The sequence below is a fragment of the Butyricicoccus sp. Marseille-Q5471 genome, assembly GCF_951230135.1.
Classification (GTDB): Bacteria; Bacillota; Clostridia; order Oscillospirales; family Butyricicoccaceae; genus Agathobaculum.
The window spans coordinates 54,802-69,593 of record NZ_CATNVC010000003.1 but is presented as its reverse complement, the minus strand read 5'-3'; the positions used below and the strand labels follow the sequence as shown (position 1 = coordinate 69,593).

At 56.7% G+C, this 14,792-nt stretch carries 17 protein-coding genes and 1 riboswitch; of the genes, 8 read left to right on the top strand and 9 right to left on the bottom strand.

Going from position 1 to position 14,792, the window contains the following annotated elements:
- Nucleotides 1-8: 8 nt before the first annotated feature.
- The 9 genes from QOX26_RS04870 to QOX26_RS04830 all read right to left on the bottom strand — a co-directional run bounded on the left by QOX26_RS04870 (nt 9) and on the right by QOX26_RS04830 (nt 8,246).
- Nucleotides 9-812: an energy-coupling factor transporter transmembrane component T family protein gene (locus tag QOX26_RS04870; RefSeq protein WP_283673788.1), complete on the bottom strand. Its 804-nt coding sequence runs from the start codon at nt 810-812 to the stop codon at nt 9-11.
- Nucleotides 812-1,678 (bottom strand): energy-coupling factor transporter ATPase, encoded by an 867-nt coding sequence (locus QOX26_RS04865; RefSeq protein ID WP_283673787.1) that lies wholly within the window; start codon nt 1,676-1,678, stop codon nt 812-814. The genes QOX26_RS04870 and QOX26_RS04865 overlap by 1 nt, the downstream gene beginning before the upstream one ends.
- A 17-nt stretch (nt 1,679-1,695) precedes the next feature.
- Complete coding sequence (locus QOX26_RS04860; protein WP_283673786.1) at nt 1,696-2,541, bottom strand: energy-coupling factor transporter ATPase; 846 nt, start codon at nt 2,539-2,541, stop codon at nt 1,696-1,698.
- A gap of 4 nt (nt 2,542-2,545) precedes the next feature.
- Nucleotides 2,546-2,668: a hypothetical protein gene (locus tag QOX26_RS04855; RefSeq protein ID WP_283673785.1), complete on the bottom strand. Its 123-nt coding sequence runs from the start codon at nt 2,666-2,668 to the stop codon at nt 2,546-2,548.
- A 3-nt stretch (nt 2,669-2,671) separates the two neighbouring features.
- Complete coding sequence (locus tag QOX26_RS04850; protein ID WP_283673783.1) at nt 2,672-3,538, bottom strand: class I SAM-dependent methyltransferase; 867 nt, start codon at nt 3,536-3,538, stop codon at nt 2,672-2,674.
- A 186-nt stretch (nt 3,539-3,724) separates the two neighbouring features.
- Complete coding sequence (locus QOX26_RS04845) at nt 3,725-4,156, bottom strand: Lrp/AsnC family transcriptional regulator (protein WP_283673782.1); 432 nt, start codon at nt 4,154-4,156, stop codon at nt 3,725-3,727.
- A 198-nt stretch (nt 4,157-4,354) separates the two neighbouring features.
- A complete protein-coding gene (locus QOX26_RS04840; RefSeq protein ID WP_283673781.1) occupies nt 4,355-5,728 on the bottom strand; it encodes an MATE family efflux transporter in 1,374 nt (457 codons plus the stop codon).
- 63 nt (nt 5,729-5,791) lie between these two features.
- Nucleotides 5,792-6,223 carry a MarR family winged helix-turn-helix transcriptional regulator gene (locus QOX26_RS04835; protein WP_283673780.1) on the bottom strand — a complete coding sequence of 144 codons (432 nt, stop codon included), beginning with the start codon at nt 6,221-6,223 and terminating at the stop codon, nt 5,792-5,794.
- A 76-nt stretch (nt 6,224-6,299) separates the two neighbouring features.
- Nucleotides 6,300-8,246, bottom strand: coding sequence for a YgiQ family radical SAM protein (locus QOX26_RS04830; protein ID WP_283673778.1), 1,947 nt, complete (start codon nt 8,244-8,246; stop codon nt 6,300-6,302).
- A gap of 299 nt (nt 8,247-8,545) precedes the next feature.
- On the opposite strand from QOX26_RS04830, the gene QOX26_RS04825 reads away from it, so the two are divergent.
- From QOX26_RS04825 to QOX26_RS04790, 8 genes are all read left to right on the top strand, one after another.
- Nucleotides 8,546-8,932: a GntR family transcriptional regulator gene (locus tag QOX26_RS04825; protein ID WP_283673777.1), complete on the top strand. Its 387-nt coding sequence runs from the start codon at nt 8,546-8,548 to the stop codon at nt 8,930-8,932.
- Nucleotides 8,919-9,623 (top strand): ABC transporter ATP-binding protein, encoded by a 705-nt coding sequence (locus QOX26_RS04820; RefSeq protein WP_283673776.1) that lies wholly within the window; start codon nt 8,919-8,921, stop codon nt 9,621-9,623. Before QOX26_RS04825 ends, QOX26_RS04820 begins: the two co-directional genes overlap by 14 nt.
- A complete protein-coding gene (locus QOX26_RS04815) occupies nt 9,617-10,429 on the top strand; it encodes a hypothetical protein (protein ID WP_283673775.1) in 813 nt (270 codons plus the stop codon). The genes QOX26_RS04820 and QOX26_RS04815 overlap by 7 nt, the downstream gene beginning before the upstream one ends.
- A 117-nt stretch (nt 10,430-10,546) precedes the next feature.
- On the top strand, nt 10,547-11,191 hold the full coding sequence (locus QOX26_RS04810; RefSeq protein ID WP_283673774.1) for a putative ABC transporter permease: 645 nt from the start codon (nt 10,547-10,549) through the stop codon (nt 11,189-11,191).
- A 105-nt stretch (nt 11,192-11,296) separates the two neighbouring features.
- The gene (locus tag QOX26_RS04805; protein WP_283673773.1) at nt 11,297-12,142 is read left to right on the top strand and encodes a hypothetical protein; all 846 of its coding nucleotides are present in this window, start codon (nt 11,297-11,299) and stop codon (nt 12,140-12,142) included.
- 43 nt (nt 12,143-12,185) lie between these two features.
- A riboswitch (Fluoride riboswitch) is annotated at nt 12,186-12,260 on the top strand.
- 45 nt (nt 12,261-12,305) lie between these two features.
- Nucleotides 12,306-13,472 carry a cation:proton antiporter domain-containing protein gene (locus QOX26_RS04800; protein ID WP_283673772.1) on the top strand — a complete coding sequence of 389 codons (1,167 nt, stop codon included), beginning with the start codon at nt 12,306-12,308 and terminating at the stop codon, nt 13,470-13,472.
- 45 nt (nt 13,473-13,517) lie between these two features.
- Nucleotides 13,518-14,000 (top strand): DUF523 domain-containing protein, encoded by a 483-nt coding sequence (locus QOX26_RS04795; protein ID WP_283673771.1) that lies wholly within the window; start codon nt 13,518-13,520, stop codon nt 13,998-14,000.
- Nucleotides 13,987-14,751 (top strand): 4Fe-4S dicluster domain-containing protein, encoded by a 765-nt coding sequence (locus QOX26_RS04790; protein ID WP_283673770.1) that lies wholly within the window; start codon nt 13,987-13,989, stop codon nt 14,749-14,751. The genes QOX26_RS04795 and QOX26_RS04790 overlap by 14 nt, the downstream gene beginning before the upstream one ends.
- Nucleotides 14,752-14,792: the final 41 nt, after the last annotated feature.

Genomic DNA, 14,792 nt, shown 5'->3' with positions numbered 1-14,792 from the left:
CCCTCGTTTTACAGGCCAAAACGGCCGAGCGTGATGACCGAGCCGAGCACGACCGCGCTGATGACCATAGCACAGACGTCCACGCGCTCGATTTTCAGCTGCTTCATGCGCGTGCGGCCGACGTCGCCGCGGTACAGCCGGCATTCCATCGCAGTTGCAAGCTCGTCCGCACGGCGGAAGGCCGAAACGAACAGCGGCACCAGAATGGGTACCATGGCTTTGGCGCGCTGCACGATATTGCCTGATTCAAAGTCCGCTCCGCGCGCCTTCTGCGCCGAGATGATCTTTTCGGTCTCCTCGATCAGCGTCGGGATGAAGCGCAGTGCGATCGACATCATCATCGAAAGCTCGTGCACAGGCGCGTGCACCTTTTTAAGCGGGCCAAGCAGGCGCTCGAGTCCGTCGGTCAGCTGAATGGGCGAGGTCGTGTAGGTCAGCATCGAGGTGGCGATGATGAGCAGCATCAGGCGCAGCACCATAAAGAAGGCGATTTTGATGCCCTCCTTGGAAATATGCAGAAAGCCCCACTGCCAGATATAATCGCCCGGCGTGTAGAACAGATTGAGCACCGCCGTAAAGATAATGATGAACAGCACGGGTTTGAGTCCGCGCACGATAAGCTTGGGGGAAATACCGGAAATGCCGATAATCGCGGCGAGAAAGCCGATGATGATCACATAGGAAATGGGTCCTGCGGCAAGAAAAAGCGTGATAATCATGGCGACCGTCAGCACGATTTTGACGCGGGGATCAAGCCGGTGTACGGCGCTTGTGCCGGGGAAAAATTGGCCGATGGTAATGTCCTTGAGCATCAGCGTGCACCCCCTTGCTTGTAGCTGCGCACGGCAGCAAGCGCCTGCTCGACGGTGAAGACCGAGGTATCCACGTCGATGCCGCGCTTTTTGAGCTCAAGCATGACCTTGGTGACCATCGGAATGTCCAGTCCGGCGGCGATGATTTCATCGGCGTGCGAGAATACCTCGCGCGGCGTGTCGCAGAACAGCACACGGCTGTGATCCATCACGAGCAGACGGTTGGCAAGCTGCGCGATATCCTCCATCGAGTGGGAGACAATCAGCACGGTCGCGCCCGACTGGTCGTGGTAGTCCTTGACCATGCCGAGGATTTCGTCGCGTCCTCCGGGGTCGAGTCCCGCGGTCGGTTCGTCGAGCACAAGTACGTCGGGGCGCATGGCAATCACGCCTGCAATAGCAACGCGGCGCTTCTGTCCGCCCGAAAGCGCGAAGGGGGACTGCTCGGCAAGCGACGCATCCAGACCGACAGCCTGCATGGATTCGCGCACGCGCACGGCAATTTCGTCCTGCCCCAGCCCCATATTGGTCGGGCCGAAGGCGATGTCGCGTGCAATCGTCTCCTCAAACAGTTGATATTCGGGGTACTGGAATACCAGACCGACGCGAAAGCGCGTCTCGCGGCTGCACTTGCCCTTTTCGTTCCAGATGGACTGCCCATCGAGCAGGATTTCGCCCGAAAAGGGTTTCAGCAGGCCGTTGAGATGCTGAATCAAGGTCGATTTGCCCGAGCCGGTGTGACCGATGACGCCCAGAATTTCGCCCTTTTCAATTTGCAGATTGACATTGTCGAGCGCTTTGCGCTCAAATGGGGTGCCTGCTCCGTAAACGTAAGTCAGGCCCCGCGTTTCAAGAATGGTTGACAATGGGTTGTCCTCCGATTTTACTGTAAATACTGCTCTAGAATATCCGCGCATTCGGTGACGGAAAGTGCATCGATTTTCAGGTTTGCACCATCTTTCACGTTCAGTTCATGCAGGATTTCGATGGTCTGCGGCACGGTCAGCCGCGCGTCGCGCAGGGTGTCCACCTGGGTGAAAATCTCCCGCGGTGCGCCGTCGAGCAGCACATTGCCGCGGTGCATGACCACCACGCGCTGTGCCTGCACGGCCTCGTCCATATGATGGGTGATGAGGATGACCGTGATGCCGTATTTGTGGTTGAGCTCGCGCACGACCTCCATCACCTCGCGCCGACCCTGTGGGTCAAGCATGGCGGTGGGCTCGTCCAGCACGACGCAACGGGGCATCATGGCGATGACGCCTGCGATGGCGATGCGCTGTTTCTGTCCGCCGGACAGCCGATGCGGCGCTTGCGTGCGGTATTCGTACATGCCGACCGACTTGAGCGCATCGTCCACGCGTTTGCGGATTTCGGCGGGCGGCACGCCCATATTTTCGAGCGCGAAGGCCACATCCTCCTCCACCACGGTCGCAACCAGCTGGTTGTCGGGGTTCTGGAACACCATGGACACGGTTTTGCGTACCTCATAGGTGTTGCTTTCGTCCCGCGTGTCCATCATGTCGACGTAGCACACGCCGCCGGTTGGCAGACGGATGGCGTTGAAATGACCCGCGAGAGTCGATTTACCCGAACCGTTGTGACCGAGCACGGCGACAAATTCACCGCGGCGGATTTGCAGGTCAACGCCCTTTAAAACAGGGGCGGACAGGCCGTTTTCGGTGGGATAGGCGTATGTGAGCGCTTCGGTTTTGATGATTTCAGACATGGTTTCAGTCCTTTTTGTCCTTGTTCTTTCGGTGGCGCTGCACCAGATAGCAGATGGCCAGAAAAATGATAAACGAGGGGAATGCAATAAAACAGATCAGAATGGTCAAATTCGTGATACTGAACATCGGTTATTCCTCTGCAATAAACCGCGCGCTTGAGCCGCACGGCAGCACAAGGCCGGTCGATTCGACCCGCAGACCCAGTTCCTGCGCGTCAATCTTGCCTGCCGCGCGCCGTCCTGCCGTGATGCCGAGCAGATAGCTCATCACCGCGGGGGCAAGGCCGGTCGAGTAGCTGGAAATCAGCACGAACAGCGGCTTGTCGGACAAAAGCTCCATTGTCAGCTTGACAAAGTCGGCGATGTCCTCTTCAATCTTCCACGTTTCACCCGAGGGGCCGCGTCCGTAGCTGGGCGGGTCCATGATGATTGCATCATACTTGCGTCCGCGGCGGATTTCACGCTGCACAAACTTTTTGCAGTCGTCCACAATCCAGCGGATGGATGCCTCGCCAAGGCCGGAGGAAGCCGCGTTCTCGCGCGCCCACTGCACCATGCCCTTTGATGCGTCCACGTGGCACACATTTGCGCCCGCGTTTGCTGCCGCCAGCGTTGCGCCGCCCGTGTAGGCGAATAGGTTCAGCACATTGACCGGACGCCCCGCGCCGCGTACCATCTGGTCGATAAAGTCCCAGTTGGCAGCTTGCTCGGGGAACAGACCGGTGTGCTTAAACGACATCGGCTTGAGCTGAAAGGTCAAATCCTTGTAGGAAACCGCCCACTGCTCGGGCAGCTTGCGGATTTCCCACTTGCCGCCGCCTGCGTTCGATCGGTGATAAATGGCGTTGGGCTTGTCCCATGCGCGGCAGCTCTGCTCCTTGGGCCAGATGGCCTGCGGGTCGGGGCGGACGAGGATTTGGTTACCCCAACGCTCCACCTTTTCGCCGTCTCCGCAGTCCAGTACGGCATAGTCTTTCCAATTGTTCGCAATCCACATAAAATACATACCTCATTCGGGTGTTAAATACACAATATATCAGCATCTATTTTATCACCAAACGGTGCTGTACGCAATCAAAATTGTGTCAAGACAGCGAAACAGGCCGCACATTCATGCAGCCTGTTCCAGAGAAAGAGTAAGAAATAGGAGTGTAGAAAGGTATGTGCAGTGTCTTGGGTGTGTTTACAGCACAAGACCGCGCGGCGGCACGGGTGCGGAAAACACAATTTGCGTTTCGGTTTTGCCGAATTTCTGAAGCTGACCGATAAAGCTGTCCAAATCCTGTGTGGACGGAAAGGAGACCTTAATCAGCATCGAATAATTGCCGGTCACGCAGTTGCACTCGAGTACGTTGGCGCACGACCCGATAAACGGATAGAACTCCGTCTTTTGCGCCGGCTGCATGTCCAGATTGATGTAGGCCAGAATGTGCTGACCCAGCTGAAGCGGGTCAAGGTCAAGCGTGTAGCCGCGAATCACGCCGCGCTTTTCCAAGCGTTCGATGCGCGCGGAAACGGCGGGCGAGGAGAGACTCACTTCTTTTGCCAGATATTTAATCGGTGAGCGGGAGTTTTTCTGCAGCAGCTGCAGCAGTTTCATATCAATTTCGTCCATGGTTGCCGTCGTTCCTTCCTTTATTAGGAAATAAAAAATAGGAGCTCGCCCCTTGAGGCGAACTCCTTTGTTCATTTCATATTATAGACTTTTGCGGGGCGACTGTCAAATAAAATGAAGCGTCTTTCGGGATTTTGTTGGTTTTGCACGTGGGACTGCCTGATTTTATTTTGTTTTTAAGAAAAGGTGTGCAAAAAATCAGGAAGCCGGCTCGGGCTGCGGGGAGGGAGCAGGCGCTTGCTGCGAAAGCTTGCGGGTGATGTGGCGGAACATCAAAATCGCCATGACAATCGAGCAAAGGTCGGCAATCGGCTGAGTATAAATGATGCCGTCTAAGCCAAACAGCGCGTTGAAGAGGAATAGGCACGGCACAAAAATGAAACCCTGGCGGCTGACCGAAAGCACGAGGGAAGCCGCCACGCGCCCCATGGCCTGCAGGGCGTTGGTGAGCACGAACAGCACGCCGAGCACAGGCGCCGACCACATCAGCGCGCGTAGCATAGGTACGCCGGCCGAGATGACGGTGGGGTCGGCGATAAAGACCGAAATAATACGGTCCGCCCCGAACCAGTACACGGCGGTGAGCACAACGCCCATCAGCGTGGTGCACAGCACGGAAAAAGTGGTCACGCTCTTCAGACGGGAGACATTTTTCGCACCGTAAGCATAGCCAATCAACGGTTGTACGCCCATTGCAAGGCCAAGCTGTACGAAAATCACGAGCATGTTGGCCTTGGTCGCGACGCCCATTGCGGCGACAGAAGCATCACCGTAGGAGCTGAGGAAGTTGTTGAGCAGGATGTTGGTCGCGCTCATCAGGATGTTGTTGAGCGAGGCGGGCAGGCCGATGGCGATGACGCCGCTGAGGATGCCACGCACCGCAAAATCGCGCACGCGAATGGAGAGCATGGTCTTGCCGCGCAGAAAATAGCACAGATAGAACAGACTTGCCGCCATATTGCCGATGACAGTGGCAATCGCCGCGCCCTTAACACCCCAGCCGAGCGACAGAATCATAATGGGGTCGAGCACGATGTTGACCACCGTGCCGACTATGTTGCCAATCATCGAAGCGGTCGCCGCCCCCTCTGCGCGGATGAGATTGCCAAAGGCGGTGGAGAAAATAATAAACGGTGCGCCGAGCGCAATCCAGCGCAGATAGTCCTCCGCATAGCCGACGGTGTTCGCGCTCGTGCCGATGGCGGTCAGAAGAACCGGCATGGCGGATAGGAAAACGACGACCATCAGCACGCCCCAAATGAGCGAAGCATAGCAGCAGAATGCGCTGACATGCTTGGCACGCTCGGGCTCGCCCGCGCCGAGCAGGCGGGAAATCATGGAAGAGCCACCGATGCCGAACATGTTGCCGAAGGCCATGAAAATCAGGAAAATGGGCGTTGCCACCGAAACGGCCGCGACCTGATTGGCGTCGCCCGTCTGGCCTACGAAAAAGGTATCCACCATATTGTAAATGACCACGACCAGCATGCTGAGCACGGTCGGGATGGCCATTTGGGCAACAGCCTTGGGGATGGGCGCATCTTTGAATAGCGATTCGTTGTTTTTATTCATTATATTACCTCCTGTATATCTGAAAATTAGGTAGTTCACTACATAAATGGCCGAAAGAAAACGTCAGCATCCGCTGACGTTTTGATAGACGCGTGCCAGAAAGTCTCGCAGCAGCAGCAGCTCCTCATCGGAAAAGCCGCGTGCGGATTGCTCGTCCAGCTCATCGCGCATTTGTTCCATCACACGGCTGACCTCGGCGGCCTTGGTCGTTGTCCGCACGATGCGGCAGCGGCGATCCTGTGCGGAGGGAGCGGTCGTGATAAAGCCTTTGCTCTCCAAACGGTGCAGGATACCAATTACCGTTGGGTGGCGGAGTCCAAAATGCGTGCTGATGTCCTGCACGGTGGCCGGTTCATCTCCGCGCAGCTCGAGAAAACGCAGTACATCGCTTTGGGCAGTCGTCAGGCCGAGCGGGCGCAGGGCGGCATCTGCCTTGGAGATTGCGTGGATGTGGATTAGCTTGAAATACTCGCCGGGAAATCTGCTTTTCGGCATATCACACCTCCATTACGTAGCTTGCTACGAAATTATATCAAACAGAAAGCCGTTTTGTCAACGGCTTTCCGAAGATTTACTTTTTCCGCTTGGATTTTGCCCAACCCTTCTTGGAGGGGGCAGGCTTGCGTGCAGCGCTGCCGCCGGAGGCAGGCGTTCTCGTCGGTGCAGCGGCCTTTTTGGCGGGCTTTTCGGGCTTTTTCGCCGCAACAGGCGGCTTTTCTCCGCGGTTCGGGCGGACAAGGCACTCTTTCCCGAAGCCAATCAAATCCTCGCGCCCTGCTTTTTTCAGTGCGGCAAGCACAATCGGGCGTTTGTCCGGCCTGCGCCACTGCAAAAGCGCGCGCTGCATGGCCTTTTCCTCGGCCGTTTTGGCGACGAACACCGGTTTCATCGTGCGAGGATCGATTTCGGAATAATACATCGCAGTCGACAGCGTGCCGGGCGTGGGATAGAAATCCTGCACCTGCTCGGGCATATAGCCAACCTTGTTCAGGTACTCGGCAAGCAAAATCGCGTCGTCCAGTCCCGCGCCGGGGTGGGACGACATCAGATAGGGCACCAAATACTGTTTGCGCCCCAGCTTTTGATTGATGCGGGCATAACGTTCGCGGAATTGTTCATATACGGAGAATGATGGTTTGCCCATATAATACAGAGCGTTATCGCTCATGTGCTCGGGTGCCACCTTGAGCTGACCCGAAATGTGGTGCTCCACCAACTCGCGGAAGAACGCATCATTGTGGTCGGCCATCATATAATCATACCGCAGACCCGAGCGCACGAACACCTTTTTCACGCCCTCAATCTGCCGCAGCTCGCGCAGTAGCGCGAGATAATCCGAGTGATCGGCTTCGAGATTACTGCACGCGTTCGGGAACAGGCAGCGCTTGTCGCGGCACAGGCCGTGCTTGTCTTGCTTTTTGCAGGAGGGGAAACGGAAATTCGCCGTCGGCCCGCCCACATCATGGATATAGCCCTTAAATTCAGGCATTGCGGCAATCTGCTTGGCTTCCTCAATTACGCTGTCGTGGCTGCGCGCCGAGATATAACGCCCTTGATGGAAGGCCAGTGCGCAGAAATTGCACGCGCCGAAACAGCCGCGGTTGTGGATGATGGAAAACTGCACCTCCTGAATGGCGGGCACGCCGCCCTCGGCCTCGTAGGAGGGATGATAGGTGCGCTGATAAGGAAGCGCGTAAACGCGATCCATTTCCTCGGTGGTAAGCGGTTTTGCAGGCGGGTTCTGGACGAGCACGCGCTTGCCGTGGCGCTGTAAAATGGCCTTGCCGGTCACAAAGTCCTGCTCGTCGTACTGCATTTTGACCGAACGGGCGTAATCTGCCTTGCTTGACAGCACATCGTCGAGTGCGGGGCATTCGACTGCGGGGAAAGGCAGCTCCTGCGCGTCGTGCGCGAGATACGCCATGCCGCGGATGTTTTTGCAGGCATCCGCGCCCTTTTTGCCGTGCTTGAGGTTGCTTGCCAGTTCCTTGACCGAGCGCTCGCTCATGCCGTACATTAAACCGTCCGCGCCGGTGGAGTCAAGGATGGAAGGCATAATGCGGTCAGCCCAGTAGTCATAGTGGGCGAACCGGCGGAGCGAAGCCTCGATGCCGCCCAGATAAATGGGCACATCGGGGAATGCGCGGCGCGCGAGCATCGAATACACCGTCACCGCGCGGTCAGGGCGCTTGCCGGCCTTGCCGCCGGGGGTGTACGCATCGTCTGAGCGACGCTTTTTCGCAGCCGTGTAGTGGGCGACCATTGAGTCGATGTTGCCGCCGTTGATGAGCACGGCGTAGCGCGGCCGTCCCATAGCGGTAAAATCGTGCTCGTCGCGGAAATCGGGTTGGCTTAAAATAGCGACCTTGTACCCCGCGTCCTCCAGAACGCGGGAGATGATCGCCGTGCCGAACGAGGGGTGGTCAACATATGCGTCGCCTGTGACAAGCAGGAAATCGCAATAGAACCAGCCCTTTTCGGTCATCTCTTCGTGAGAAATTGGGAGAAAATCTGACATAATTATACCTTTTCGTTTTAAAATCCGCAGAACAATAAAAAAATAACCGCTCCCGAAGGTTTGCGGTTATTCTTCAAATCACTTCCTGAGTTGGGAAAACCGTACGGACGGTATGCCCTATTACCTCTTTATTATAACCAAAACCATCATATTGTCAAGCCATTCCGCGATGTTACGGCCTGTTTTATGCGCCAGAAATTTTTTGAAAAACCCTATTGACAAATTGGGAGAAGGAATGTACTATTGTGTTATGCAGTTAATACAGCGACACAAAAGACAGTCGCAAAAGGAGTGAGCATATGCAATGGCAACTGAGAGGAGACCGTCCGATCTATCAGCAGCTGATGGAGCAGCTGACCGAACAGATCGTCAGCGGTCAGCTGCTGCCGGGGGATAAAGTGCCGCCGGTGCGCGAGCTGGCAGCGGAAGCGGGCGTAAATCCAAACACCATGCAGCGGGCGCTGGCCGATTTGGAACGGGAAGGGCTGCTGTACACCAACCGCACGAGCGGACGTTATGTAACGGAGGATAAGAGTATGATTGATGCTGTACGCGAGCAAATCGCGGCTGACCGCATTGCGGATTTCATGAACAGCATGCGGCAGCTGGGTTTTACCAAGGAAGGTATTGTAAAGCTGCTGGAAAAGAGCAGTATGGGGGAGGGCAACGAGGATGCAAACAAATGAACTGGTGGTTTGTCAAGGCCTGAGTAAGAGCTTCGGCTCGCTCAAGGCGCTCGACAATCTGAATTTAACCTTGGAGCGCGGCCGCTTCATCGGTCTGCTGGGGCCGAACGGCTCGGGCAAATCGACGACGATTAAGCTGCTCAACGGTCTGCTGCAGCCGACCGCGGGCTCGCTGACGATCGACGGGGCGCAGCCCGGCGTGCACACGCATGAAATTGTCAGCTACCTGCCTGACCGTCCGTATCTCAATGACTGGATGCGCGTGTGCGATCTACTGAGCTTTTTCTCGGATTTTTATAAGAACTTCGATCAGGTCAAGGCGAATGATATGCTCAAGGCGCTGCAGATCAATCCGATGGACCGCCTCAAGACCATGTCCAAGGGCACCAAGGAAAAGGTACAGCTGATTCTGGTCATGAGCCGCAAGGCACAGCTTTACCTGCTTGACGAGCCGATTGCGGGTGTTGACCCGGCGGCGCGCGACTATATCCTAAACACGATTTTGTCAAATTACAGCGAGGACGCGACCGTTCTGCTGTCTACTCACCTGATTGCCGACATTGAGCGCGTGCTCGATGAGGTGCTTTTCCTGAAAAACGGCGTACTCACGCTGCATGAAAGCGTCGATACCATTCGGGAGCAGCACGGAAAATCGGTCGATATGCTTTTCCGGGAGGTGTTCGCATGCTGAGCAAGCTGACTAAATATGAGTGGAAGGCCTGCGCCCGCGCGTGCCTGCCTGTCTACGGTGCGGCGCTCATCGTCGCGCTGATTAACCGTGTGCTGTCCGGCTTGCAGCTTGAACATACCATGGGCGATGTGCCAATGATGATTGCCGCCATGATGTATTTTGGCGTTATGGTTGCGGTATTCGTCGTCACGGCGGTTATTTTGGTGCAGCGCTTCTATAAAAGCCTGCTCGGGGACGAAGGGTATCTGATGTTCACCCTGCCGGCGACGGTCGGTCAGCATATTTGGGCGAAATCCATTATCGCGCTTGTCATGTGCGTGCTCAGCGGAGTGGCCGCCGTGCTGAGTGTGGTTATTCTGGCCGCGCAAAGCTCGCTGCCGCAGGATATCTGGAATTTGTTCACTGACTTCTTCCGCGTGTTCCGAGAGTCCCAGTTCGGTGCGGTAAATGGTATGTTCTACATGATTGAAGCCTTTGCACTCTGCGCCCTGTGCGGACTGTTTGGCATTCTGTTCATCTATCTGTGCATCGCGCTCGGTCATATGGCCAAGAAGCACCGCGTTGCAATGGCGGTCATCTGGTATTTCATCCTGTCGACCGTGGTGCAGATTGTAGCAAGCTTTCTGCTATTCAGCAACGGCGCCACCTCGCTGTATCAGATGATGTTCAGCTGGGTCGAGCACATGCCGGTTGCGGCGGGAGTGCATGTCGGTATGCTGGTGCTGTGTATTGGCGCGGCGATTCCGACTGCCGCATGCTTCCTCGGCACACGATATATTTTGCAGAACAAGCTCAATTTGGAATAAGGAAAAACGGAGAAGGGGGCGTGCATAGGCGCGTCCCTTTCGTAAATCTTAAGATTTCTTTGGAGGAAATCTTTCGAATATGCTGATAAACTAAAATTGTGAGGGGAGGAAAACAGCATGACAGCGATAAAGGATCAGAGAAAAGCAAGAGCAAAGCAAAAGTACCGTGTGGGACAGCTCGTCATGCTGTTTTTCACTTTTTCATTCCTTGGATTTCTGTGGGAAATCGGTCTGCGCTGGGTCGTGGAGGGTGAATTGGTCAAGCGCGGCACGCTCGTCGGTCCGTGGCTGCCGATTTACGGTGCGGGCGGTGTGCTGGCGGTCTGCCTGCTGCGGCGTGTGGCGGAGCGGCCGGTGCTCACGTATTTGGCCTCGTGTGTGCTGTGTGCGGGCATTGAATATGGGACAAGCTGGTATCTGGAAAGAATGTATGGCCTGCGGTGGTGGGATTATAGCGGTTATTTTATGAATATACACGGCCGTATCTGCTTGGCGGCGGTCGTGTTGTTCGGTCTGGGCTGCTGCACGGCGATTTACTTTGCCGCACCCTCCTTCGTGCGCCATTTTGCAGACCTGCCGCGGCGGGTTCGCCGCACGGTCAGCGTGGTGCTAGTGCTCATGTTTGCACTGGACTTCGGATGGTCTACCCTGCACCCGAACACCGGCGCGGGCATTTCGGATTATCCGGTCAGCGGCTCCTCGCAGCTCACTGTCATCGATCCGCCGCAGGCTGTGCGCCTGCTGCGAAACCTGCTTAAATAATAGGGGGGAACACCGCATCAGCCGCGCGCGGCGAATTATGCGGTGATCCCCTTGTAAATTGCCCCCTATTCTGTTATGCTGAAAACAGGATAGGGGGCGATTATTATGAAATGTCTCAATTGCGGTGTTCACTATGATGACAGCGAGAGTGAATGTCCGATTTGCGGTACGAAATCGGGCAGGGGAAAACACGCGAATGTGCCCCGTTATACGAGCTATACACACGACACGCACAGCGAGCAGGAGTGTACCCATCGCAGCTTTACGTCAGCGGCGGGGCAGAAAAAGCCGCAGCGCAGTGCGGTCAGTGCGCCGTTGGGCGGGAATAAAAATAAAAAGGAAGAAACCAAGGCCGGCAAGGCGGTTGCAACGGTGGTCGCGGTGATTATCGTGCTGGCACAGATTCTGCCGTCCTGCGCCAGAACAATACTGGACAACGGCGCGGCCTTTTTGGAAGAGAACAACTGGTCGGTTAGTGCGCCTGAGCCGGATGTACCCATGCCGGACAACGGATATACGGACGATTCGTTTGCGGAGGCTGACTATGTTTACGCCGCCGACCTGCTGGGGTCTGAACTTGGCGTGGAGCTGGCGGACGGAACGCTGTCCCTGTCGATTGATGAATATGATAACTATACCCTGCGCCGTGCGGGAGCTGACTGGGATTACAGCGAGTCCGGCTGGCTGTACTGCGAGCTGCTTGATTCGACCTATGATGTGTATAACGAGACGCATAGCGCCGATCAGTATGATGCTTATTATATGGAGTTTGCTCCGTCGGAGAGCGAGAGCACGGGCGGTGCGCCGGAGCTGATGACAGACAGCCGCTGGCTTGTGCTTTACATTGACCGCGCGACCGGCGACGCCTCCTTCTGGGATTACGATGGACAGTGTGCCACGCTGTTTGGCGGTGCGCAGGAAGTCGCAATCTGGCAGGTACAAAATGGCTGATTGGGTCTTGCATCCGGTTGGCTGACGTGGTATGATAAATACAATCCAATATGGGAATGAAGCGCTCCCACGGGAAACCGAAACCGCATATCAAAATGCTGATGACTTCTGCTTTTACGCAGAAGTTGTCGGCATTTTTTTGTATTTTTAAGGAGGAAAACATATGTTAACCAGTCTCGCAATTGTACTTTTGGGCGGCATGGTCGCGGGTGCGCTCGCGGCACGCCTGCGTTTGCCCGCGCTCACCGGCATGGTGCTGTTCGGTGTGCTCGTCGGCCCGGGCGTGCTGGGCATGCTCAGTCCGGAGCTGCTGAATATCTCGGCCGATTTGCGTAAGGTTGCCCTTATTATCATCCTCACCCGCGCCGGGCTGGCGCTTGATTTGGGCAAGCTGCGGCAGGTCGGCCGGCCGGCGGTGCTGCTGTGCTTTGTGCCTGCGGCCTGTGAAATCCTCGGCTGCATCCTGCTCGCGCCCCGGCTGCTTGGCGTGAGCGTGCTGGAGGCTGCAATCCTGGGTGCGGTCATCGCAGCGGTGTCGCCCGCCGTGGTCGTGCCGCGCATGCTGCGCCTGATTTCGCGCGGACGGGGTGGCAACATCCCGCAGATGATTATGGCGGGCGCGTCGGTGGACGACGTATTCGTCATCGTGGTGTTCACCGCGCTGACCGGTCTCGCGGTGGGCGACGGCTTTTCCGCGCTGAGTCTGGTGCAGATTCCGGTTTCAATCGCGCTGGGCATCCTTGTCGGTGTGCTGTGCGGCCTTGCGCTGCATTGGGTGCTGCTCAGAATCGAGTGCCGCGACAGCATCCAGACGTTGGTCGTGCTCAGCCTGTCGTTCCTGCTCTGCGCGGTTGAGGATGCGCTCAAGGGAACGGTTCCCTTTGCATCCCTGCTCGCCGTCATGGCGATGTGCGCGGTCATTTTCCGTAAGGATGCCCCCCGCGCCGAGCGCCTTGCGGGCAAATTCGGCGAGCTTTGGGCGGGTGCGGAGATTTTGCTGTTCGTACTCGTCGGTGCGACAGTGGACCCGCGTTATGCCGCACAGGCAGGCTTGGCCGCCGCCGCACTGATTGGCGGGGCGATGCTGTTCCGCATGGGCGGTGTGCAGCTTTGCCTGCTGAAAACACCGCTGAAAAAGAAGGAGCGGCTGTTCTGCGGTTTTGCCTATATGCCAAAAGCGACGGTGCAGGCCGCAATCGGTGCGATTCCGCTGTCGATAGGCCTGCCCTGCGGTGAAATCGTGCTCACTGTGGCGGTACTGGCCATCCTGCTGACCGCGCCGATTGGCGCCGCGCTGGTGGACGGCACGGAAGAGCGCCTGCTCGGTTGAGCTTGCGGTGTGCCGCGGTGCGTGGTACACTGAAGCAAAGGAGCGATGCGGATGGAAACGGTTTTGATCAGCGCGTGCCTGCTCGGCGTGCGCTGCCGGTACGATGGGGCGAGCAAGCCTTTGGCTGAAATCGAGGCACTGCGGCAGCAATACCATCTAATTCCGGTGTGCCCAGAGGTGTTCGGCGGCCTGCCCACCCCGCGTGAGCCGGCAGAGCGGCAGGGCGAGCGGGTGGTCACTCGCAGCGGACAGGACGTGACCGACGCCTACCGGCGCGGTGCGGAGGAAACGCTGCGGCTCGCGCAGCTGTTCGGCTGCCGTCTGGCCATTTTGAAGGAGAAAAGTCCTTCGTGTGGGTCGGGTGAACGCTATGACGGCACCTACTCCGGCACGCTGACAGCAGGCAATGGCGTCACCGCCGACCTGCTTTTGCAAAACGGCGTGGCGGTGTTGGGCGAAAGTCAAATTCGCATAAGCGATGGAAAAATAATCGAAACAACGGGGAGATGGACAGATGAGCGTATTTAAACTGTATTTCAGTCCGACCGGCGGCACAAAAAAGGTCGCAGATCGAATCGGTGACGCGTGGGAAGAAGGTGTGCAGAGCATTGACCTGTTTGCGTGGGAGCAAAACAGGGAAGGGACGGCGTTTTCCCCGCAGGATGTGTGCCTGATTGCCGTACCTGCCTTTGGCGGCCGTGTGCCCGCACTTGCGTTGGAATGCTTAAAGACCATGCAGGGAAACGGCGCACGAGCGGTGCTGATTGCGGTTTACGGCAACCGCGATTTTGATGACACCCTGCTTGAGCTGCAGAACGCGGCAGAATCCTGTGGTTTTACGTGCACTGCGGCAGTTGCAGCCGTGGCGGAGCATTCGATCTTCCGCCAATTTGGCGCAGGGAGACCCGATGTGCAGGACAACTTGCAGCTATCCGCCTTTGGCAAAGAGCTGAAGGCGCGGCTTGAGCAAGATGATTGCGCCTCCACACTTTTCGTTCCGGGAAAGACGCCCTATCGGGAGTATCACGGCGTTCCGCTCAAACCGAAAGCGGATAAAAGCTGTACAGCATGCGAACTGTGCGTCAAACAGTGTCCGGTGCAGGCAATCCCCGCAGACGCGCCGCGCACGGTGAATGAGAAAATCTGCATCTCCTGCATGCACTGTGTTGCGATTTGCCCGCAAAAGGCCAGAAAAAATGCCAAAATGCTGATGATGGTCGGTGCGAAAAAAATCGGTCAGGCGTGCGCGGAGCGAAAAGAGAATCAGCTTTTCCTATAATCCGAATCGGCACCTAGTATCCATAAAAAATCAGGGTGTCA